Here is a 22,010-nt window from a genome sequence, read left to right as displayed (position 1 = left end):
GACAAATTGTGAAAGCAGGCTCGCGGGCGCGGGGATAAAGGCTCGGCGAGTCTGGTTGAGCGGCCTGGCCTGCGCCGCTACCTGGATCAACAGGCATCCCGTTGACCCGTGAAATCGAACAATTACTGCCGTGGCGATGAAAATAAAAAGCCGCCGCGACGGTAACGATCAGACGTTGCCTGACACAAAAGGCCGCGCATTATAACCAGCGTTCTGTCATTCGGGGGCATCACAGGCTGTAGGCACAATGCCCGGATTTCTGGCGGTGAAGGAAAAATCTGCTAACAATGCACACGGTGCGTATAACGGCAGCTACGCCATAATGCGCGCCGAGATCAAAGGAGCATCCAATGAGCAGCACTGCAAACATTGCTGAAGGCGAAAAAATTCTTATCGTTGACGACGATCCGGGGCTCAGCAGCCTGCTGGAACGCTTTTTCGTCAGCAAGGGCTACCGCGCCCGCGCCGTACCGAACACCGAACAAATGGACCGCCTGCTGGCGCGTGAAGTGTTCAACCTGGTCGTCCTCGACCTGATGCTGCCCGGCGAAGACGGTCTGACCGCCTGCCGCCGTCTGCGCGGCGCGAACAATCAGATTCCGATCATCATGCTCACCGCCAAGGGCGACGAGCTGAGCCGCATCAAGGGCCTGGAACTGGGCGCCGATGATTACCTGGCCAAACCATTCAACCCGGATGAGCTGATGGCTCGCGTCAAAGCGGTCCTGCGCCGTCAGTCGGCGCCGGTGCCGGGTGCGCCGGGCAGCGAAGACGAAAGCGTGACCTTCGGTGACTACGAACTGTCGCTGGCGACTCGTGAACTGAAACGCGGTGACGAAGTGCACATGCTCACCACCGGTGAGTTTGCGGTGCTCAAGGCATTGGTCATGAACGCGCGTCAGCCACTGACTCGCGACAAGCTGATGAACCTGGCCCGTGGCCGCGAGTGGGATGCCCTGGAGCGTTCCATCGACGTGCAGATCTCCCGTCTGCGCCGGATGATCGAGCCTGATCCGTCCAAGCCGCGTTACATCCAGACTGTCTGGGGCGTGGGCTACGTGTTCGTTCCGGATGGCGCCGCCACCAAGTGATCGGCGATTTGTAGGAGCGGGTCGTGCGGATGATGTTGTCCGCAGACTCGCGATCCGCAATATGCGAGCATCGCTCGCTCCTGCAAGTGTGTAGCGGTTATTCATGAAAACCCCGGTTTGGTTCCCCCAGAGTTTCTTCTCCCGCACCCTGTGGCTGGTGCTGATTGTCGTCCTGTTTTCCAAGGCGCTGACCCTGGTTTATCTGTTGATGAACGAAGACGTGCTGGTGGATCGTCAATACAGCCACGGCGTCGCCCTGACGCTGCGCGCCTATTGGGCGGCCGATGAAAACAATCGCGACAAGATTGCCGAAGCCGCGACCCTGATCCGGGTGGTGGGCACTGGCGTGCCGGAAGGCGAGCAACACTGGCCTTACAGCGAGATCTATCAGCGGCAGATGCAGGCCGAACTCGGCGCCGACACCGAGGTGCGATTACGCATGCACTCGCCGCCAGCGCTGTGGGTCCGGGCGCCGAGCCTGGGCGATGGCTGGCTGAAAGTGCCGCTGTATCCGCATCCTTTGCGTGGCCAGAAAATCTGGAACGTGCTCGGCTGGTTCCTTGCCATTGGTTTGCTGTCCACCGCCTCGGCGTGGATCTTCGTCAGCCAGCTCAATCAACCCTTGAAGCGCCTGGTCTATGCCGCCCGCCAACTTGGCCAGGGTCGCAGCGTGCGCCTGCCGATCAGCGACACGCCGAGCGAGATGACCGAGGTGTATCGCGCGTTCAACCAGATGGCCGAAGACGTCGAACAGGCTGGCCGCGAGCGCGAGCTGATGCTGGCCGGGGTGTCCCATGACCTGCGAACACCGCTGACTCGTTTGCGCTTGTCACTGGAACTGATGGGTGACCACAGCGACCTGACGGACGACATGGTCCGCGACATCGAGGACATGGACGCGATTCTCGACCAGTTCCTCGCGTTCATCCGCGATGGCCGTGATGAATCGGTGGAAGAGGTGGACTTGAGCGATCTGGTCCGCGAAGTCGCCGCGCCGTTTAACCAGAATGAAGAGAAAGTACGCCTGCGTCTGGAGCCGATTCAGCCGTTTCCGCTGCGTCGCGTGTCCATGAAACGGTTGCTGAACAACCTGATCGGCAATGCGCTGCATCACGCTGGCAGCGGTGTTGAGGTGGCGGCTTATGTGTCCGGGGATGTCAGCGCCCCGTATGTGGTGCTGAGTGTCATGGACCGTGGGGCGGGGATTGATCCGTCGGAGCTGGAGGCGATCTTCAACCCGTTTACCCGTGGGGATCGTGCTCGCGGTGGCAAAGGAACCGGGTTGGGGTTGGCGATCGTGAAGCGGATTGCTTCGATGCATGGTGGGAATGTTGAGCTGCGCAATCGGTCCGGTGGTGGGCTGGAAGCGCGGGTGCGGTTGCCGCTTGGATTGATGTTGCCTCGGGATGCGGTTTAACAACTGAGATCTTCAGTGGGGCTGATGGCCCTTTCGCGGGCAAGTCGAATCGTCGCACCGCTCGCTCCTACAGTGATCACAAATCCATGTAGGAGCGAGGCTTGCCCGCGAAGGCGGCATCACTGCCGCCACATATTCAGGATCAGCCCTTACCCTTGGTCCGAGTCATATTCGGCCCACCATTCTTCTCAAGATGCTCAATGATGATCCCCGCCACATTCTTCCCGGTGGTGGTTTCAATCCCTTCCAGCCCCGGCGACGAATTCACTTCCATCACCAACGGCCCGTGATTCGAACGCAGAATATCCACACCCGCCACCGCCAGTCCCATCACCTTCGCAGCGCGTAATGCAGTCATGCGTTCTTCCGGGGTGATCTTGATCAGGCTGGCGCTGCCACCGCGATGCAGGTTGGAACGAAACTCCCCAGGCTTGGCCTGACGCTTCATCGCCGCAATCACCTTGTCACCGACCACGAAGCAGCGGATGTCCGCACCGCCGGCTTCCTTGATGTATTCCTGAACCATGATGTTCTGCTTGAGGCCCATGAACGCCTCGATCACCGATTCCGCCGCCGTTGCGGTTTCGCACAGCACCACGCCGATGCCCTGGGTGCCTTCCAGCACCTTGATCACCAGCGGCGCGCCGTTGACCATGTCGATCAGGTCGGGAATGTCATCCGGAGAGTGGGCAAACCCGGTGACCGGCAAACCGATCCCACGGCGCGAGAGCAATTGCAGCGAACGCAGTTTGTCCCGCGAGCGGGCAATGGCCACCGATTCGTTAAGCGGGAACACCCCCATCATTTCAAACTGACGCAGCACCGCGCAGCCATAGAACGTTACCGATGCACCGATCCTGGGGATCACCGCATCGAAACCTTCCAGCGGCTTGCCGCGGTAGTGGATCTGCGGTTTGTGGCTGGCAATGTTCATGTAGGCGCGCAGGGTGTCGATCACCACCATTTCATGGCCACGCTCGGTACCGGCTTCGACCAGACGACGAGTGGAATACAGACGCGGGTTCCGCGACAGCACAGCGATCTTCATGCAACACCTGTGGAGGAGGTAGATACCGGGAACACCGGCTTGTCTTGTACATATTTAATGCCCGGATTGACCACCAGTTGGCCGTCGATCAGGGCTTTGGAACCGAGAAGCAGGCGATAACGCATGGACTTGCGGCAGGCGAGGGTGAACTCGACGGGCCAGACCCGATCACCGAGGGCCAGGGTGGTGCTGACCACGTAACGCTTCTGCGCCTGGCCGTTGGAGCTCTTGATGGATTTCATCGTCACCAGCGGTGCTTCACAGCGTCGGTGTCGCAACTGCACTACCGTGCCCAGGTGCGCGGTGAAGCGCACCCACTGTTCGCCGTCGCGCTCGAACGGCTCGATGTCAGTGGCATGCAGGCTGGAGGTGCTGGCACCGGTGTCGATTTTTGCCCGCAGGCCCGCAACTCCCAAACCCGGGAGCGCCACCCACTCGCGCAGACCGACAACGGTCAAATGGTCAAATGTCTTCAAAGGTACTCAACCGGTGGATACCGCCGGGGCCGCACGCGGCCGGATTCGCGGTATTCACGCAGAATAATGGTTAAAAGGCGACAGATATCTACAGCCCGGAATTCCACCCCTGCAAGCGAGGTGTGGCGTGCGCATTGTAGTACGGGTCGGTGGAAATCCTGGCACGACAGAAACGGTAGTACAGTTCACCAATATTTCAGAATGAGGAAATTCCATGGCACAAAAAAGCGAAGAGGACGACAAGGTCCGTCTCGATAAGTGGTTGTGGGCCGCGCGTTTTTATAAAACACGTGCCTTGGCGAAAGCGGCGATTGAAAGTGGCAAGGTGCATTGCCGGGGTGAGCGTTGCAAGCCGGGCAAAGAGCCGCGGATCGGCGACGAGTTTCAGATACGCGCAGGGTTCGAAGAGCGCACGGTGGTGGTCCAGGCGTTATCGATCGTGCGCCGTGGTGCGCCGGAAGCTCAGACCTTGTACGCCGAAACCGAAGCCAGCATCGCCAAGCGCGAAGCGGCTGCGGCGATGCGCAAGGCGGGCTCGCTGGGCGTGAGCACCGACGGCAAACCAAGCAAGAAGCAGCGGCGGGATCTGTTTAAATTTCGTGGGAGCAGCAACGACGAGTGAGGCTGTTGCTTCTGCGTTGTCTGGGCTGACGCTATCGCTGGCAAGCCAGCTCCTACAGGAGATTGCGTTACGTTTGAACGACGCGGTCACTGTAGGAGCTGGCTTGCCGGCGATCGAGTGCGCAGCACTCGCCCTCCAACGAAAAAATCGGGCGCTACGCACCATATTTCTCCGACGACTAGCATCCCCAACCACCGCATCGAACGGTCGCAGACTTGCAATTACCCGAATGCGCAGCCATATCGGGTGAATCGCCAGCGGCGAATCGAGTGGATGGAAAGCCACTCGTCGAAAATCACACACAGCCTCTGACCTGTAGGCCATAACCAGAAGGCCAGCAGCACCAGCGGCACAAAATTGCACAACGCCACCGGCAGACGTCCCACCTTGCTTGGAACAAAACCGGATTGTTCATAAAATGCCTCCCATGGCTGAACAGTGCGCACCAAAACGGTGCTGCAGAGGCGCGATTTTCTCGTTTGTAACCTTTTTATCATTTACTTCAGATACCCAGACCTATGACCGATCTACCGGATACCGACTACACCCAACGCTTCATCTTCGATGACAGCGACACCCGCGGCGAGCTGGTTTCGTTGGAGCGCAGCTACGCCGAGGTCCTTGCCAAACACTCGTATCCGGAGCCGGTCGCGCAACTGCTTGGCGAACTGATGGCTGCGGCATCGTTGCTGGTCGGCACCTTGAAGTTTGATGGTCTGCTGATTCTTCAGGCGCGGTCCGAGGGCCCGATCCCGTTGCTGATGATCGAATGCTCCAGCGAACGTGACATCCGTGGTCTGGCCCGCTACGAGGCCGACCAGATCGCCCCCGACGCCACCCTCGCCGACCTGATGCCCAACGGCGTATTGGCGCTGACCGTCGACCCGACCGTGGGCCAGCGTTATCAGGGCATCGTCGACCTGGATGGCGAAACCCTGTCCGAGTGCTTCACTAACTACTTCGTGATGTCGCAACAGGTGGGCACGCGTTTCTGGCTGTACGCCGATGGCCGTCGCGCCCGCGGCCTGTTGCTGCAGCAACTGCCCGCCGACCGCCTGAAAGACGAAGAAGAACGCGCCGCCAGCTGGCAGCACATCACCGCGTTGGGCAGTACCCTGACCGCCGATGAATTGCTCGGTCTGGACAACGAAACCGTGCTCCATCGTCTCTACCATGAAGAGCAGGTCCGGCTGTTCGATGTGCAGAAATTGCGCTTCCGTTGCAGCTGCTCGCGCGAACGTTCTGCCAATGCTCTGGTCAGTTTGGGTCTGGAAGATGCGCAGAGCCTGGTCGTCGAACACGGTGGCAACATCGAGGTCGACTGTCAGTTCTGCAATGAACGTTACCTGTTCGACGCCGCCGATATTGTTCAATTATTCGCCGGTGCGGGCGTCGACACGCCGTCAGATACCCGTCACTAAAACGGTTCAGCGCAGGTAAATTCACTGGAAAGTGCCGGAATAACGCCGTTACGACGGGAGGGCCCTACTTTTTTTGGGCGTTTCTGGCATAATCCGGCCCACTTTTTTCGCGGTAGTAGTGCACGACTTTCTACTACAAAACGTTTGGAGCACTCGGCCACTGGCCGACGGGGAACCTCATGACGCAAGCCAATAACGCCGTGTACACCGATCTGAGTGTTGATGATCTGGTTAAAGAAGCCCTGAATCGCGGTGAAGGCGAGCTTGCCGATACCGGCGCGCTGGTTGTTCGCACCGGTCACCGTACCGGTCGCTCGCCAGTCGATCGTTTCATCGTTGAAGAGCCGACCACCCAGGCCGCTATCGCCTGGGGCCCGATCAACCGCAAGTTCCCGGCCGACAAGTTCGATGCCCTGTGGGCTCGCGTCGAGGCGTTCAACAACGCGCAAGATCATTTCGTTTCCCACGTGCATGTAGGCGCGGCCGAAGATCACTACCTGGCCGTGAAGATGACCACCCAGACTGCCTGGCAGAACCTGTTCGGTCGTTGCCTGTTCATCAACCCGGCCCAGTACAACCCGGCGGGTCGTGCTGAGTGGCAAGTGCTCAACGTTGCCAACTTCGAATGCGTGCCAGAGCGTGACGGCACCAACTCCGACGGTTGCGTGATCATCAACTTCGCACAGAAGAAAGTGCTGATCGCCGGCATGCGTTACGCCGGTGAAATGAAGAAAGCCATGTTCTCGGTGCAGAACTTCCTGCTGCCGGCCGCTGACGTACTGCCGATGCACTGCGCCGCCAACATCGGCGAAGCGGGCGACGTGACCCTGTTCTTCGGCCTGTCCGGCACCGGTAAAACCACCCTGTCGGCCGACGAAAGCCGTTACCTGATCGGTGACGACGAACACGGCTGGGGCGAAGGCGTTGTCTTCAACATCGAAGGCGGTTGCTATGCCAAGTGCATCGACCTGTCCGAGAAGAACGAGCCGGTCATCTGGAAAGCCATCAAGCACGGCGCAGTCCTGGAAAACGTCGTGATCGACGACGCCAAGCACGCCGACTACGCCGATGTCAGCCTGACCCAGAACAGCCGCGCAGCCTACCCGCTGGAGCACGTTGCCAAGCGTTCCGAGAAGAACCTCGGTGGCGAGCCAAACGCTGTGATCTTCCTGACCTGCGACCTGACCGGCGTACTGCCGCCAGTGTCGATCCTCAGCGAAGAACAAGCGGCCTACCACTTCCTGTCCGGCTACACCGCACTGGTGGGCTCGACCGAAATGGGTTCCGGCAGCGGCATCAAGTCGACCTTCTCCACCTGCTTCGGCGCACCGTTCTTCCCGCGTCCGGCCGGCGAATACGCAGAACTGCTGATCAAGCGCATCCGCGGCTTCGGCTCCAAGGTCTACCTGGTCAACACCGGCTGGACCGGCGGCGGCTACGGCGTCGGCAAACGCTTCAACATCCCGACCACTCGCGGCGTCATCGCAGCGATCCAGAGCGGCGCGTTGATCGGTGCTGAAACCGAACACCTCGACACCATCAACCTCGACGTGCCACTGGCCGTACCGGGCGTTGAAACTGGCCTGTTGAACCCACGTAACACCTGGGCTGACAAGGCTGCTTACGATGAAGCGGCTAAAGCACTGGCCGGGTTGTTCGTTGAGAACTTCAAGAAGTTCGAAGTGAGCGACGCGATCAAGGCTGCTGGGCCGAAGTTGTAAGAGTTGGTTTGATGTAATGAAAAAGCCGCCCTTTGGGGCGGCTTTTTTGTGGGTAACGCATTACCTGTAGGAGCCAGCTTGCTGGCGATAAACCCAAGTGCGCCGCGTTTATCCAGACAGCACGCGTTATCGTTAACCACCATCGCCAGCAAGCTGGCTCCTACAGGTATTGGATTCCGTAAGATGCCTTTTTTGTGGGGGCGGCTCAGGTTTTCAGGTGCAAAACGAACGCGCCCACCAACACCAGAACCACGCCAAGCACCTGTAACTTTGCCAGCCTTTCCTTGAAAAATACGTACCCCAGAATCGCCGCGATTCCTCCAGACAACGTACTGATCACGGTCACCACCGAAACCGATCCTGCCACCGCGCCCCAGGCGAAAGAAGAAAACCCACCCAGGTTCATCAAGCTGGCGCCGGTCAGCGTCATGCAGTTTTTCAGCGGTGGAATTTTCAGTCCGTCCTCGATCCTCAGGACGATCACCACCAGCACGATCAGACCAACCAGATAAGCGAGCCAAAGCATCGTCACCGGACCAAGGACCGGAAGCACAAAGTGGCCTTGCAGCCAGAAACTGGTGCCGTAGAAAAGGGCGGCCAACAGTGCATAGGCAATCGAACTGCTGGCTTGAGTGGTGTGTGGGATTTTCGAGTCGGAATGAATGCTGGAGAGAATCACCCCGATCACGCACAGAGCAATGCAAAGCAGCTGAATCAGGCTGATCTGCTCACCTCCGGCCCAGGACAGCAACGTTGTTACAACGCCATAAGAAGTTACCAGCGGCGCAACGATGGACGCTTTGCCGAGGGCAAAGGCTTTGGACAACGCGAGGGCACCAGACACCGTCAGCACGGCGGCGACAACGCCAAACAGCCAGACAGTGAGTGACGCCGATATCGATTTGAGGATGAACGCGGGGAAGGCAATCAACAGCAGGCTCATGATGCTGAACCCCAGCGCCTGACCGAAATACACCGCGCGTTTGACGCCCACTGCGCGGGCATTCAACCCCACCAGAAAATCCGTGCCGCCCCACAGTAAGGCGGCGAGTAAACCCATCAGTACGTCCACGCTATGTCCTTATAGGTGTGTGCTGCGGACGTTAGAAGCCTTCCAGCGTCTGAGTGCCCCAGCGTCGGGCCTTAATGGCCTGGTAGAGCATGCCGATGGTAAGCGGGACTTTGTCGCCACGCCCCTTGGCCCTGCGTTTGAGGAAGACATCGTAGCCTTCGGGTTGGAAGTAGCGATAGGCGTCGTAATCGATGAGGTCGATGGCGAACTGTTCTTCCAGTGCTTCCATCAGGTTTTGAGCATCGGCACCGTCGCAGCCCAGGTCGAAGTTGATCGAGGTGGTGAGGCTGATGGTTTTGCGTTCGGGCAGGCCGAGTTCCTCGTGCAGCAGCTGCATGAGCAGGTGCATGGTTTGGTCGTCGGGGAAGTTGGAGGCGAGGTTCATTCGGGGGGCGTCCGGTTGGGCTTGGGCGGATCTTATTGGTCGTCAGGTGTGGTGGGAAGGGCAGGAGCAGATTGTGACGGATTGTCTTCCCGGTATTTGGCGAGCACTTTCTCTCGCGCAGGAAGTGGAGTGACGAGGTCCTCTGGTGACGTATCGAATCCTGCGAGGCGCAGGCAAGCCGGCTCCCACAAGGGGGCGGCTTACCTGTTAGCGCTTAGCGTCAGGCAGGCGCTTTCCAGCCCATCATGCGTTGTTGGGCGACTTTGAGCAGGTCGCAGCCATCCTGGGTCAGGAGGTAGAGCGCGTGGGTGATGTGGGGGATGTCTTCTAGATCGCCTTGCTCGAAGGATTGGCAATGCAGGGTTCGGAGCAGTTCGCTGGAGGCTCGGATGCGCTGGAGGGCGGCTTCGAGGATGTCTTGCGGGTTGGCTTCTGTGTCGATGATCAGGGGTGGGGAATCGGTGAGGTTGGTTTGGAGTGGGCGGTAGCGATCGGTGAGCGGGTTCCAGGTATTCATTTGAATTTTCTCTTTTATGTAGCTGAAGACCCGCCACTATCGTGACCAAACGATGGGTGGCGGACTGTGTTCAGGTTGGTCAACCAGGGAGAGAAAACCCGAGTACGCAGAAGCGTCCCAAACACAGCCGCCATAAAGCGTGCCGACACAAAAGAAGTCGGCAGCATACAAGGGCATGCGTAAGTTTTCTCTCAAATTCAGGTGACCAAACCCGAGTCGCTGATTTGGCAGCGACAGTCCGACTATAGATTCGAGCCACCGGTTGGCGATAGGCGACAAGGTGTCTTGTGTTGTAGGACCGGGAGGAAGCTTTGATAGGGCGTTGCCTACGGAGTTATCCCCAGCCGAAATTTTTAGTCAGGTACACCGCGTTATCGTTCTTCGCGGGCAAGTCGGGTCGCCGCATCGCTCGCTCCTACAGAAGGGGTGGTGGGCATTAGCCGGCGGTGAGTTTTGGGAGGCGTTGGCGGGCGATGTCGAGGAGTTCGTTGCCGTCCTGGGTCAGCAGGTAGAGGGCGTTGACGATGTTGGGAATGTCGCTTGCGTCTGCCTGTTTGAAGCACAGGCAATACAGGGTTTCGAGCAGGTCGCTGGCGGCGTGGATGCGTTGGCGGGCGGCGTCGAGGATTTCGTGTGGGTCGGCCTCGGTGTCGATGACCAGGACCGGGGTGTCGCTGTAGCTGCTTTTGAGGGGGCGGTAGCGATCTTGCATCGAGGGGCAGTCCTTTGGGAAGTCGGGCAGGCCGACACACTGTTTCAGCCGCGCCGAAAACTATGAAGGGGACGGCGGGCTGCGGCAATACAGCCGCAATCGACAGAATGTGTAGGGGATTTACTGGTCTTCGGGTATTGGCCCTACGCGTTTCCCGAGGTTTTTTTCACCGAAACCCCTACTGGTGAAATTTCCTACGTGTTTATCAGGCGCGACGCAGTAAACCTCTGTATGGTGCGCGCCAGAATCTGTAGGGCATTTCGAAAATGCCTGGTTAGGCACTTAAAGGGAATTAGGTATGCAGTGGCTACGTATGGCCTCGGTTTTGTTGTTGTGGGCGGGTGTTTGTCGTTTGACGGGCGCGGCCGACGCCGGCAGTTCGATGATGTTGGCCAACATGGCCCGTACCGGTTGGCCGGACGCCCTCACCACGCAGGCGAACATGGACACCGCGTCCCGTGCGGAGGTGTTGATGTTCGGCAAGGCGTTGCTGGCCAGCGAATCGCTGGACGAGCAGGGGCTGAAACAGCGTCTGGGCGTGCAGGCATTGAAGCTCAAGTCTGTGCGACAAGTGCGTGACGGGTTGTGGGATAGGTTGCTGACCACCTACCGCAACGCCAGTCAGAACTGCGACGGCGAACCGTTCTGCCCGCGTGTGCGAAGCGTCGCTGATTTGCGTCAGTTGGCGGCGGCGTTCACCGGCGAAATCAGCCCGGCCCATGCGGTGTGGGCGAGCAAGAGCCAGGTGTTTCATGAGCAGATGTTGAATGAACAGCTGCGGGTGGCGGTGTTGGTGCCCTGACGGGATCAATCATGATTTTTTGGTGAGGCTGCAGGCCTCATCGCTGGCAAGCCAGCTCCTACAAGGGGCAGGTGCGCCTATAAAATCGCTGTCCGCCGAAGCCCAACTGTAGGAGCTGGCTTGCCAGCGATGGCGATCTACCGGTCGCCATATTCCTCAACCCCCGCAATCCCCTCCGCGCCATCCGCTGTATCATCCCGTATCGTTTTTGCCCCCGACCTTTTCTCGACTCGCTGCGATCACCGGCTAGGCTTTGGGCTTCGCAGCGGTCAACGGAGTGACAGCTTATGCGCAACACCCTGGAACAGGTTTTCGGTTATCCACAGTTTCGACCCGGCCAGGAGGCGGTGGTCAGCGCGGTGATGGCCGGGCGCTCGGCGGCGGCGATTTTCCCTACGGGTTCAGGCAAGTCCCTGTGTTACCAGATGTCGGCGGTGTTGCTGCCGCACCTGACGCTGGTGGTCTCGCCGCTGCTCGCGTTGATGCAGGATCAATTGGCGTTTCTGCAGCGCCATGGCATTTCGGCAGGCAGTATCGATTCGGCTCAAAGCCGCGATGACGCCGGTGACGTGATGGCCCGCGCCAAGTCCGGCGAATTGAAGATTCTGATGATTTCCGTGGAGCGCCTGAAGAACGAGCGCTTCCGCAATTTCTTGCAGCAAGTGCCTATCTCGCTGCTGGTGGTGGACGAGGCGCATTGCATCTCGGAGTGGGGTCATAACTTCCGCCCCGACTACCTCAAACTCCCGGATTACCAGCGTCAGTTCAACATTCCTCAAGCGCTGTTGCTGACTGCCACCGCGACCCCGAAAGTGATCGCCGACATGGAGGCGAAATTCGCCATTGCGCCGGAAGACGTGGTGACCACCGGTTTCTACCGGCCGAACCTCAACTTGTTGGTGGAACCGGTGCGCGGTCAGGACAAACGCCGACGCTTGGTCGAATGGATGAGCGAGCGTCCCAACCAGCCGAGCATCGTCTACGTCACGCTGCAGAAAACCGCTGAACACATCGCTGAGCACTTGGATCGCAACGGTATTCAGGCCGAGGCCTATCACGCCGGTTTACCCCACGAACAACGCGAAGCCATTCAGAAACGATTCATGGGCGGCCAGTCCAATTGCATCGTCGCCACCATTGCCTTCGGCATGGGCATCGACAAGAGCGACATCCGCAACGTGGTGCATTTCGACCTGCCCAAATCCATCGAAAACTACAGCCAGGAAATCGGTCGCGCCGGGCGTGACGGTCAGCCATCGGACTGCCTGGTACTGGCCAACCGCGACAGCCTCAACGTGCTGGAAAATTTCGTCTACGGCGACACGCCGGAGCTGGAAGGCATCCGTCATGTGCTCGACGAATTGCAAGCCGCCGTGCCCGAGGGGCATTGGGAGTTTCTGCTAGGGCCGTTGGCTGATCAGAGCAACATTCGCCAGTTGCCGCTCAAGACCTTGCTGGTGCAATTGGAGCTGCGCGGGATCATCGCCCCGCGTTACGCCTATTACGCTGAATATCGCTTCAAGTATTTGCTGGAGCCGGAAGACTTGCTGGCCCGCTTCGAGGGTGAGCGCAAGGATTTCGTCGCGGCCATCATCCAGACCTCCAGCCGCGCGCGGACCTGGGCGACGGTGAATTTCGATGCGCTGTACGAGCAGCATCAAGCCGAGCGCAATCGGGTGGTCAAGGCGTTGGATTACTTCCAGGAAAAGGGTTGGGTCGAGCTGGAAAGCAAGCAGATGACCGAGGTCTACAGCCTGCTGCAAACGGAGTTCGATATTCAGGCGCTGAGTGCCGAACTGCATGATTGTTTCACCCGGCACGAACGCACCGAGATCGCGCGGATTCACGCCATGCTGGACCTGTTCGCCACTGACCACTGCCTGGGTAATCGCCTGGCCGAATACTTCGGTGACGAAAACTCGCCGCAGCGGTGCGGGCATTGTTCGGTGTGTCACGGGCACGTGGCGCGGCTGCCCGCACCGCCGGAGTTGCCGACGCTTGTGGATAAAAACTTCGAGGCCCTGTGTGGTGGTTTTATCCACAGGCACGAGCAGCACACCGGCAGCGTTCCTCCCGCTGAGCGGGTGACGCGGTTTCTGTGCGGGATCAGTGTGCCGCTGTTCACCAAGCTCAAGGCTCGGTCGATTCCGGGGTTTGCGGCGCTGGAAGAGTATCCGTATGGAGAAGTACGGACTTGGGTTGAGCAACACCTCTCAGGCTGAACAGTACCCCTGTAGGAGCCGGCTTGCTGGCGATGGCGGATTTACATTCAACATTGATGTTGAAGGTGATGGCCTCATCGCGAGCAAGCTTGCTCCTACAGGGATGTCAGTGTCTGGCGGACGTGCATCCATCCGCTGAATGTCCCCCATCACAGGAATAAATTTCAAAAAAGCCGGGTGGCTGACTATGGTGGGGTCTGTCTTTGGATCGCCAATAAGAGAACAACCATGAGCCAGACACCGTTCAACATTCAGCGCGCTGCCGTCATCGGTGCGGGCACCATGGGCCGTGGCATTGTCATGTGCCTGGCCAATGCCGGGGTGCCGGTGCAGTGGGTCGATAACAATCCGCAGATGCTTGAGCAGGCACTGGCCAGCGTGGCTGAGACCTACGCGCACAACGTGCGGCAGGGACGGATTGATCAGGCTGAAGCGGATGCGCGCATTACACGGGTCACGGCGGCTGCCGATTACGCAGCGATCCGCGAGGTCGATCTGGTGATCGAGGCGGTTTACGAAAACCTCGAGCTCAAGCAGAGAATCTTCCGCGAGCTGGATGGCCTGCTCAAGCCCGAAGCCATACTGGCCAGCAACACGTCAGCGCTGGATATCGACGCCATTGCTGCCGCCACCCGCCGCCCGAAACAAGTACTGGGCCTGCACTTCTTCAGCCCGGCGCACATCATGAAACTGCTGGAAATCGTTCGTGGCGCACAGACTTCACCGGCGGTGCTGGAAGCCGCGCTGGACCTGGGCAAACGCATGGGCAAGGTCAGCGTGGTGTCGGGCAACTGCGAGGGCTTCATTGGCAACCGCATGCTCAAAACCTACGTGCTGGAAGCACGCAAGATGCTGCTTGAAGGCGCTTATCCCTATCAGGTGGATGCGGCGTTGCAGGGGTTCGGTTTCGCCATGGGGCCGTTCCGCATGTACGACGTGGTTGGTATCGACCTCGAATGGCGGGCTCGGGAGCTGGCGGGCAAGGGGCAGGATGCGCCGCAGGTTCAAGTGGATAACCGTCTGTGCGAACTGGGCCGTTTCGGGCAGAAGAGTGGCAACGGCTATTACCACTACGAAGCGGGCAGTCGCCAGGCTGAGCACGATGTGCAGGTGGATGCGCTGGTGCTGAAGGTCAGCGAAGGATTGGGTTTCCAGCGTCGCGAGATCGGGCCTGAGGAGATTCTGGAGCGTTGCTTGCTGGCACTGGTCAACGAGGGGGCGAAGATTCTTCAGGAAGGGATTGCGGCGTCGGCGCATGACATCGATCTGGTGTACCTCAACGGTTATGGTTTTCCGGCGGACAAGGGCGGGCCGATGGCCTGGGCGGATCAGCAGGGGCTGGCGGATATTCATCAGCGGCTACTGCAGCTGGAAACCAAACAGGGAGATCACTGGCAGCCGGCGCGGTTGATTGGGGAGTTGGCGGTGGTGGGCAAGGGGTTTGCTGCTCGGTAAGTGGTGTATTGACCGTGGTGGCGCCATCGCTGGCAAGCCAGCTCCTACAAGGTCCTCGCTATTCTGTAGGAGCTGGCTTGCCAGCGATGATAGCGACACGGTCTACTGGCCATCCAACTTCAGGAACCGACGCTGATGCCCCAACGCACCGACTACCCGCACTTCCAGCCCATCACCACGCGCTGGCACGACAACGATGCCTACGGTCACGTCAACAACGTCACCTACTACAGTTTCTTCGACACGGCGGTGAACACCTACCTGATCGAAGTCGGCGGCCTGGATATTCATGACGGCGAAGTCGTGGGTTTTGTGGTGAGTTCGGCTTGCGATTATTTTGCTTCAATCGCTTTCCCCGACCGGATCGAGATCGGTTTGCGCGTGGGTAAGTTGGGCAACAGCTCGGTGCAATACGAATTGGCGGTGTTCAAGGCCGGTGAAGACGAAGCCTGCGCCGCGGGGCGTTTCGTGCATGTGTTTGTGGATCGGGTGTCGAATCAGCCCGTGGCGATTCCTGCCGGGTTGCGCGGTGCGCTGGAGCGATTGGTGGTTTGAGGGGCAAAAAAAATCGCAGCCCTTGGGCTGCGATTTTTTTGATCTACCGGTAAACGAGGCGATTCAAGCCTCAGTCGTGATAGCGATGTTTGTGCTTGCGGTGGCCATAAGCATGGCCGCGACCCGGATGGTCATCCCGGTAATAGCGACGATCACCATGACCGCGATAGGAACGACGATCATCGTCATCATCATCGCTTTTGTTGCCCATGTAGTTACCCAGCGCGCCACCGGCGCCGCCGCCTGCTGCGGAGCCGATCAGGCTGCCGGTGGTGCCGCCCATGCTGCGGCCGACCACGTTACCGCCTGCTGCGCCCAACGCACCGCCAATGGCCGCTTCGCCACGGCTGCGTTTGTCTGCGCCGACTGCGCTACCACCCGCGCCGCCCAGGGCCGCGCCAATGGTTGAACCTGTGTTGCCGCCTAGCGATTGACCGACGACCGAGCCCAAAACCCCGCCCAATGCGCCGCCCACACCTGCTTCGGTGGTGCCTCCGGCAGAAGCGAAGCCACTGACCAGGCCAAGGGACAACAAGAGAATCGAGGAGAACTTCATTTGAGGAACCTCAAGGGGATGACGGCGCGATCCTGAGGCTGTGTCGTAAGGCTGACAATCGAAATCCGACGAGTAACACGACTTCAGCACATTTCTATAAGTTACTGTTTTTTAGCTGGAACTTAAGTGTTTTTCGCCGGTCTTTAGTTACTTCGGAATGGCCGTTTTTGTGAAAAAACGGCCTTTTTTGTGGGCGATTGGAAAGTGCCGAAGGGAGTTGCTCATGTGTTGTCATGTGGGACGCCTTCGCGGGCAAGCCTCGCTCCTACAGGTTTTGCCGTGACCGTGAGATCACTACTGATCTGTAGGAGCGAGGCTTGCCCGCGAAGAGGCCAGACCTGCTGCCGCGTTACGCAGACTTCGCCAAAATCAACCCGATCTCACTCGCCGCTTCCAACCGGATCGCCACAAACTTCGACGTCGGCGTATGGCTGCCATCCCCAGTGCTCTCCAGCGGCACCAGCGGATTCACTTCCGGGTAGTACGCCGCCGCTTGCCCCGCAGGAATATCAAACGCCAGCAGTGTGAAGCCTTTCACCCGACGCTCACGACCATCGTCCCAGATCGAAACGATGTCGGCCTTCTGCCCCGGTTTGAACCCCAGGCGAATAATATCCGCCTCGTTCACAAACAACACATCACGCTGACCTTTCACGCCGCGATAACGGTCGTCGAGGCCATAAATGGTGGTGTTGTACTGATCGTGGGAACGCATCGACTGCATGATCAGGTCCGGCAACACGCCTGTGGAGCGCGTGCGCTCGTGCACCAGGTCCTTGGGCAGGACGTTCGCACGGAAATTCGCCCGGCCCGACGCGGTGTTCCAGCGACGGGAACCGGCACTGTTGCCGAGGTAGAAGCCGCCCGGATTCTTGATCTTCTCGTTGAAGTCCTTGAAGCCCGGAATCGTATCGGCAATCAGGTCACGGATGCGCGAGTAATCGGCCACCAGCCAGTTCCAGTCCACCGGCTTGCTGCCCAGGGTCGCGGCAGCGATGCCGGCGATGATCGCAGGTTCGGAGCGCATCTGGTTCGACAGCGCCTGCAACTGGCCGTTGGAGGCATGGACCATGCTGAACGAATCTTCCACGGTCACCGCTTGCGGGCCTTCGGTCTGGATATCGATGTCGGTGCGGCCCAGGCACGGCAGGATCAGTGCTTCCTTGCCGTGAGCCAAATGGCTGCGGTTGAGCTTGGTGCTGATCTGTACGGTCAGGTCGCAATTGCTCAGGGCCCGGAACGTGCGCGGGCTGTCTGGTGTGGCCTGGGCGAAGTTACCGCCCAGAGCGATGAAAACTTTTGCACGACCTTCGGCCATGGCATGAATCGCCTCGACCACGTTATGACCGTTTTCGCGCGGCACCTTGAACTGGAAGCGACGCTCCAGGGAATCGAGGAACGCCACCGGCGGACGCTCGTTGATGCCCATCGTGCGGTCGCCCTGCACGTTACTGTGGCCACGCACCGGGCACAGGCCGGCACCGGGGCGGCCAATGTTGCCGCGCAGCAGCATCAGGTTGGCGATTTCCTGGATGGTCGCAACCGAATGGCGATGTTGGGTGATACCCATCGCCCAGCACATGATCACGTTCTTGCCTTTGGCATACATGCGCGCTGCTTGCTCGATTTCCACGAGCGTCAGGCCGGACTGCTCGACGATCTGCTCCCACGGCGTATCGTCGACGGTGCCCAGGTACTCCAGCACGTTGACACTGTGTTCATTGAGGAAGTCGTGGTCGAACACGGCAGGCTCACCGGCTTTCTGCGCGTCGCGCTCCCATTGCAGCAGGAATTTCGCCATGCCGCGCAGTACCGCCATGTCGCCGCCCAAGGCCGGACGGAAATAGGCGGTGTTGGTCGGTTTGTCGCCGTTGGTGAGCATTTCGATCGGGTGTTGCGGGTGCTGGAAACGTTCCAGGCCGCGTTCTTTGAGCGGATTGATGCACACCACTTGCGCGCCACGTTTCACGGCCTCGCGCAGCGGCTCGAGCATCCGTGGGTGGTTGGTGCCGGGGTTCTGGCCCCAGACGAAAATCGCATCGGCGTGTTCGAAGTCGTCGAAGGTCACGGTGCCTTTACCGACGCCAACGCTCTGCGCCAACGCGACACCGCTGGCCTCGTGGCACATGTTCGAACAGTCGGGGAAATTATTGGTGCCATAGGCGCGCACGAACAACTGATAGAGGAACGCCGCTTCGTTGCTGGCACGTCCCGAGGTGTAGAACTCGGCTTGATCCGGGCTCGACAAACCGCGCAGATGCTTGGCAATCAGGGTGAAGGCGTCATCCCAGCTGATCGGTTGGTAGCGATCGGTTTCGGCGTTGTAGCGCATCGGCTCGGTCAGGCGCCCCTGATATTCAAGCCAGTAATCGCTTTGTTCCAGCAGCGAGGTGACGCTGTGTTTGGCGAAGAATGCCGGGTTGACGGCCCGTTTGGTCGCTTCCCAGTTCACCGCTTTGGCGCCGTTCTCGCAGAACATCACCATGCCCTTTTCCGGCGAATCGCCCCAGGCGCAACCCGGGCAGTCGAAGCCGCCGTTCTGGTTGGTCTTGAGCATGATGCGCAGGTTTTTCAGCGCGTTGTCGCTGGTCAACCAGGCCTGGGCGACGCTGATCAGTGCGCCCCAGCCACCGGCTGGGCCCTTGTAGGGCTTGTAGCGGGGGACGGGTTTCTGGTCGGCTTGACGGTGTTGACTCACGCTTGATTCTCCAAAGCCGGGCTGTAGACCCGCGGCGCATTCTTCTGTGGCAGATGGATAAGGTTCAGGTTGTGACGACGGGCCCATTGCACGGCAAGGCCCGTGGGCGACGACAGGCTGACCAGGGTCTGGATGCCTGCGCGCAGTACTTTCTGGATCAATTCGAGGCTGCAACGACTGGTGACAATCGCCAGGCCGCCAGAGGTCGGGATCTTTTGCCGGATCAGCCCGCCAATCAGCTTGTCGAGCGCGTTGTGCCGGCCGATGTCTTCGCGACCCAGCAGCAATTCGCCATGAGCGTTCATGAACACCGCCGCATGCACCGCGCCGCAATGCTGGCCGAGTGGCTGGAAAGCGCCGATACGCTGGCGCAAACCGTCGAGCCATTCGGCGGGCGGCAGTGGCGCACCGGGCAACACTTTGAGGTCTGGCAGAGCCTGCTCGACCGCTTCCACGCCGCAGAGCCCGCAGCCGCTGGTGCCGGCCAGTTGCCGACGTTGCTGCTTGAGGTTCCAGAAGGCGCGGTTGGCGATGGTCACTTGCGCGTACTGCGCCGACCCCGAACCGCTCAGTTGCAGGTCATAAATGTCGGAGGCGTCTTCGATGATGCCGCTGCCGAGGCTGAAACCGACGATGAAGTCTTCCAGGTCCGTCGGCGTCACCAGCATCACTGCCTGACTGATACCGTTATAGGCAATCGCCAACGCAACTTCCTCGGCGAGCGCGGTGCTGGCCGATTCGGTGTATTGAAAATCGCTGTAACTGTACGTTTGGCTGGCGGCGGGCGCGGGCGCTTCGAGGGCTGGCGCCGCGCAAACAGGACGCTTGGCGTTCATGGGGGCATCACCGACGGTTTAGTCAGCTTTAAGCCTATGCGCGACAAGTTGTCGCGTCTAATCGCTATTACTGATCTGCCGATAGATGGCGTCGATCAAGAGCTTGCCATTGATTGTTGATAGATCGCGAAACAGGCCTCCGCCAACGCCGAGCGCGGTGCGCTGCGCCGCATGATCAGCCCCAGCCGGCCGAGGGTCTGGGCGTTTTCGATCGGTTGCAGGCGCAGATGGTCAGTCAGGTTTTCCAGGCCGCCTTCGAGCGGCATCACGGCGCAACACAACCCGCCATGAACAGCTTGTAACAGTTGATGCACGGCATCGGTTTGCAACAACGGCTGCGGAGTAAGGCCGCGGCTGTGGAAGTTGTGGTCGATGGACTGGCGGAAATGCATGCCGCTGGTGAGCATGCCCAGCGGCAATTCGATCAGCGACTCCCAGCTCAGCGGCGCCTCGCCGAAGGTAAAGAAGCGCTGATCGTAGAGCAGGCCCATGCGGGTTTCGCTGAACGCCAGGGAATCGAAACGTTCGGCGTCCAGACGCTCCAGGTACGACACGCCAAGATCCAGGCGATTGTTCGCCAGTTGTTCGAGGATCTGTTCGGAGCTCAGCGCCGAGAGTTCGAAGCGCAGGTTCGGGTGTTCGCCGTGCAAGCGTTGCAGCAGCGGCAGCGGGTCGAAACTCGACAACGGCACCACGCCCAGCCGCAGCGTACCGACCAGGTTACCGCGACAGGCGGCGGCTTCGGCCTGCAAGCCGTCGTAGGCCGCGAGCACCGTGCGCGCCCACGCCAGCACCCGTTCGCCCGGCGCGGTGAAGCCTTCGAAGCGCTGGCCACGGTTGACCAACGGTAACTCGAGTTCTTCTTCAAGGCTGCGCAAGCGCATGGACAGGGTCGGCTGAGTGACGTGACAACGTGCAGCGGCCTGACCGAAATGCCGGGTTTCGTCGAGGGCGATGAGGAATTTCAGCTGCTTGATGTCCATCTTCGCTCCAGGGCGCGGGAAGGTCGGGATTCTAGCGCCTGGGGGCAAGCGGCGTCATTGGTCGGGTAGGAACCGGGTGTTGCAACCTTGGTCTAGGCTTTTGCGTCTGGAACCAAAAACCAAGGAGAGTGCACCATGAGTATTTTTAGCTTTGTGAAGGAAGCAGGCGAAAAGCTTATCGATTTGCTGACGCCGGGTAACGCCAATGCCAGCGAGCAGTTGAAGGAACACATCAGCAAGGTCGGCCTGGGCAATCCGAATGTGCAGGCGACGGTAGAGGGCGACAAAGTCACGGTGACCGGTGAGGTTGCGACCCAGGAAGAGAAAGAAAAAATCCTGCTGGCCGTGGGCAATATCGCTGGTGTCGGCAGTGTGGATGATCAGATTGCGGTGACCGGGCCTGCGGTCGTCGCCGCGAAATTTGTCACGGTTGTGAAGGGCGACACCCTTAGCGCGATTTCCTTGCGTGTGTATGGCGATGCCAACAAGTATCAAAAAATCTTCGAAGCCAACAAGCCGATGCTCAAGGATGTGAACAAGATTTATCCGGGGCAGTCGTTGCGGATTCCTGAGTAAGGTTTAAGACCGCGTTATGGCCTTCGCGGGCAAGCCTCGCTCCTACAGGTTATCGCCTCGTTCACGAACGACGCCTAACCTGTAGGAGCGAGGCTTGCCCGCGAAAGGCGCGACTCGGTCTAAAGCCCCGCAATCAACTCCCGATAATCAACCACCGCCGCAAACTCCGCCGTGTCCTTCGGCCCCTTGCGGCTGTCCGGCTCCTTCACCGCCAACAAATGCGCGACCCCAAAATCCCGCGCACTGCGCAGGATCGACAACGTATCGTCGATAAACAGACTGCGCGCCGGATCAAAACCGATATCCGCCTGCAATGCCTGCCAGAATTGCGGATTCTCTTTGGGAAAACCGTAATCATGCGAGCTGATCAACCGCTCGAAATACGGCGCCAGTTCAATTCGTTCCAGTTTCAGTGACAGCGAATCCCGGTGTGCATTGGTGATCATCACCACCCGCTTGCCGGCCTGCTTGATCGCCTCCAGAAACGTATCCGCGTCCGGGCGCAACGCGATCAGGTGTGCGGTTTCAAGTTTCAGCTCGCGCACCGGCAGCTTCAGTTCGGCGCTCCAGAAATCCAGGCAATACCACTGCAACTGACCGGCATGGCGTTCAAACAGCGGCTGCAATTCCATCTCGGCCATGGCCCGGCTCACACCGTGCAATTCGGCGTAACGTTGGGGCAAGTGTTCCAGCCAGAAATGGTTGTCGAAGTGCAGGTCCAGCAGCGTGCCGTCCATATCGAGCAGAACGGTGTCGATGTCTCGCCAGGGCAGCAGGGACATAAAAAACTTCTCCAGCGGTAAAAGAGATATCCGAGGTCAACAATCAGGATAGGCCGGGTATAG

The 22,010-nt window shown here is 59.5% G+C and carries 21 protein-coding genes and 1 pseudogene; 10 read left to right on the top strand and 12 right to left on the bottom strand.

Going from position 1 to position 22,010, the window contains the following annotated elements; genetic code table 11:
* Positions 1-350 precede the first annotated feature (350 nt).
* A complete protein-coding gene (gene ompR, locus IB246_RS10210) occupies positions 351-1,091 on the top strand; it encodes a two-component system response regulator OmpR (protein ID WP_008032260.1) in 741 nt (246 codons plus the stop codon).
* A gap of 103 nt (positions 1,092-1,194) precedes the next feature.
* Entirely contained in the window at positions 1,195-2,508 is a 1,314-nt protein-coding gene (locus tag IB246_RS10205; RefSeq protein WP_008032259.1) for an ATP-binding protein, read from the top strand.
* A 142-nt stretch (positions 2,509-2,650) separates the two neighbouring features.
* On the opposite strand, the gene rimK is transcribed toward IB246_RS10205, so the two are convergent.
* Both rimK and IB246_RS10195 read right to left on the bottom strand, forming a co-directional pair.
* Positions 2,651-3,556 (bottom strand): 30S ribosomal protein S6--L-glutamate ligase, encoded by a 906-nt coding sequence (gene rimK / locus IB246_RS10200; RefSeq protein ID WP_007949201.1) that lies wholly within the window; start codon positions 3,554-3,556, stop codon positions 2,651-2,653.
* Positions 3,553-3,999 (bottom strand): ATP-dependent zinc protease, encoded by a 447-nt coding sequence (locus tag IB246_RS10195; protein ID WP_177318178.1) that lies wholly within the window; start codon positions 3,997-3,999, stop codon positions 3,553-3,555. Before IB246_RS10195 ends, rimK begins: the two co-directional genes overlap by 4 nt.
* A 247-nt stretch (positions 4,000-4,246) precedes the next feature.
* Between IB246_RS10195 and IB246_RS10190 the strand changes: the two genes are divergently transcribed.
* Positions 4,247-4,654, top strand: coding sequence for an RNA-binding S4 domain-containing protein (locus tag IB246_RS10190; RefSeq protein WP_008025063.1), 408 nt, complete (start codon positions 4,247-4,249; stop codon positions 4,652-4,654).
* A gap of 186 nt (positions 4,655-4,840) precedes the next feature.
* On the opposite strand, the pseudogene IB246_RS28660 reads toward IB246_RS10190, so the two are convergent.
* A pseudogene (locus IB246_RS28660) lies at positions 4,841-5,069 on the bottom strand (phosphoesterase); the annotation flags it as partial.
* Between the two features lie 103 nt (positions 5,070-5,172).
* On the opposite strand from IB246_RS28660, the gene hslO reads away from it, so the two are divergent.
* Both hslO and IB246_RS10180 read left to right on the top strand, forming a co-directional pair.
* A complete protein-coding gene (gene hslO, locus IB246_RS10185; protein WP_008040148.1) occupies positions 5,173-6,075 on the top strand; it encodes an Hsp33 family molecular chaperone HslO in 903 nt (300 codons plus the stop codon).
* 179 nt (positions 6,076-6,254) lie between these two features.
* Entirely contained in the window at positions 6,255-7,796 is a 1,542-nt protein-coding gene (locus IB246_RS10180) for a phosphoenolpyruvate carboxykinase (protein ID WP_008025058.1), read from the top strand.
* 205 nt (positions 7,797-8,001) lie between these two features.
* Here IB246_RS10180 and IB246_RS10175 read toward each other — a convergent pair whose 3' ends face one another.
* The 4 genes from IB246_RS10175 to IB246_RS10160 form a co-directional block, all read right to left on the bottom strand.
* Complete coding sequence (locus IB246_RS10175; protein ID WP_008040147.1) at positions 8,002-8,856, bottom strand: EamA family transporter; 855 nt, start codon at positions 8,854-8,856, stop codon at positions 8,002-8,004.
* Between the two features lie 43 nt (positions 8,857-8,899).
* Positions 8,900-9,253 (bottom strand): DUF1493 family protein, encoded by a 354-nt coding sequence (locus IB246_RS10170; protein ID WP_008040145.1) that lies wholly within the window; start codon positions 9,251-9,253, stop codon positions 8,900-8,902.
* Between the two features lie 220 nt (positions 9,254-9,473).
* Positions 9,474-9,770, bottom strand: a complete 297-nt coding sequence (locus IB246_RS10165; RefSeq protein WP_008025053.1) for a hypothetical protein — start codon at positions 9,768-9,770, stop codon at positions 9,474-9,476.
* Between the two features lie 436 nt (positions 9,771-10,206).
* Positions 10,207-10,482: a hypothetical protein gene (locus tag IB246_RS10160; RefSeq protein WP_008025051.1), complete on the bottom strand. Its 276-nt coding sequence runs from the start codon at positions 10,480-10,482 to the stop codon at positions 10,207-10,209.
* A 298-nt stretch (positions 10,483-10,780) separates the two neighbouring features.
* Between IB246_RS10160 and IB246_RS10155 the strand changes: the two genes are divergently transcribed.
* From IB246_RS10155 to IB246_RS10140, 4 genes are all read left to right on the top strand, one after another.
* Positions 10,781-11,284, top strand: a complete 504-nt coding sequence (locus tag IB246_RS10155) for a hypothetical protein (protein ID WP_008040133.1) — start codon at positions 10,781-10,783, stop codon at positions 11,282-11,284.
* A gap of 287 nt (positions 11,285-11,571) precedes the next feature.
* Positions 11,572-13,506, top strand: a complete 1,935-nt coding sequence (locus tag IB246_RS10150) for an ATP-dependent DNA helicase RecQ (protein ID WP_008040131.1) — start codon at positions 11,572-11,574, stop codon at positions 13,504-13,506.
* A 228-nt stretch (positions 13,507-13,734) separates the two neighbouring features.
* Positions 13,735-14,961: a 3-hydroxyacyl-CoA dehydrogenase gene (locus tag IB246_RS10145; RefSeq protein WP_008040126.1), complete on the top strand. Its 1,227-nt coding sequence runs from the start codon at positions 13,735-13,737 to the stop codon at positions 14,959-14,961.
* A gap of 135 nt (positions 14,962-15,096) precedes the next feature.
* Positions 15,097-15,516, top strand: a complete 420-nt coding sequence (locus tag IB246_RS10140; protein WP_008040124.1) for an acyl-CoA thioesterase — start codon at positions 15,097-15,099, stop codon at positions 15,514-15,516.
* 70 nt (positions 15,517-15,586) lie between these two features.
* Here the strand turns inward: IB246_RS10140 and IB246_RS10135 are convergent, their stop codons facing one another.
* The 4 genes from IB246_RS10135 to IB246_RS10120 all read right to left on the bottom strand — a co-directional run bounded on the left by IB246_RS10135 (position 15,587) and on the right by IB246_RS10120 (position 20,589).
* Positions 15,587-16,072, bottom strand: a complete 486-nt coding sequence (locus IB246_RS10135) for a glycine zipper domain-containing protein (RefSeq protein WP_008025043.1) — start codon at positions 16,070-16,072, stop codon at positions 15,587-15,589.
* A 349-nt stretch (positions 16,073-16,421) separates the two neighbouring features.
* On the bottom strand, positions 16,422-18,770 hold the full coding sequence (locus IB246_RS10130) for an FdhF/YdeP family oxidoreductase (protein ID WP_008040122.1): 2,349 nt from the start codon (positions 18,768-18,770) through the stop codon (positions 16,422-16,424).
* The gene (gene fdhD / locus IB246_RS10125; protein WP_008040121.1) at positions 18,767-19,606 is read right to left on the bottom strand and encodes a formate dehydrogenase accessory sulfurtransferase FdhD; all 840 of its coding nucleotides are present in this window, start codon (positions 19,604-19,606) and stop codon (positions 18,767-18,769) included. The genes IB246_RS10130 and fdhD overlap by 4 nt, the downstream gene beginning before the upstream one ends.
* 95 nt (positions 19,607-19,701) lie before the next feature.
* Positions 19,702-20,589, bottom strand: a complete 888-nt coding sequence (locus IB246_RS10120; RefSeq protein WP_008040120.1) for a LysR family transcriptional regulator — start codon at positions 20,587-20,589, stop codon at positions 19,702-19,704.
* A 135-nt stretch (positions 20,590-20,724) separates the two neighbouring features.
* Here IB246_RS10120 and lysM point away from each other — a divergent pair, with 135 nt between their 5' ends.
* Positions 20,725-21,165, top strand: a complete 441-nt coding sequence (gene lysM, locus IB246_RS10115; protein ID WP_008040119.1) for a peptidoglycan-binding protein LysM — start codon at positions 20,725-20,727, stop codon at positions 21,163-21,165.
* Between the two features lie 119 nt (positions 21,166-21,284).
* Here lysM and yrfG read toward each other — a convergent pair whose 3' ends face one another.
* A complete protein-coding gene (gene yrfG / locus IB246_RS10110) occupies positions 21,285-21,947 on the bottom strand; it encodes a GMP/IMP nucleotidase (RefSeq protein WP_008040118.1) in 663 nt (220 codons plus the stop codon).
* Positions 21,948-22,010: the final 63 nt, after the last annotated feature.

Source organism: Pseudomonas sp. PDM01 (assembly GCF_014852325.1).
In the GTDB taxonomy this organism is placed as follows: domain Bacteria; phylum Pseudomonadota; class Gammaproteobacteria; order Pseudomonadales; family Pseudomonadaceae; genus Aquipseudomonas; species Aquipseudomonas migulae.
Note: the sequence above shows the minus strand (reverse complement) of the source record. Positions and strands in the feature narration are given on the sequence as shown.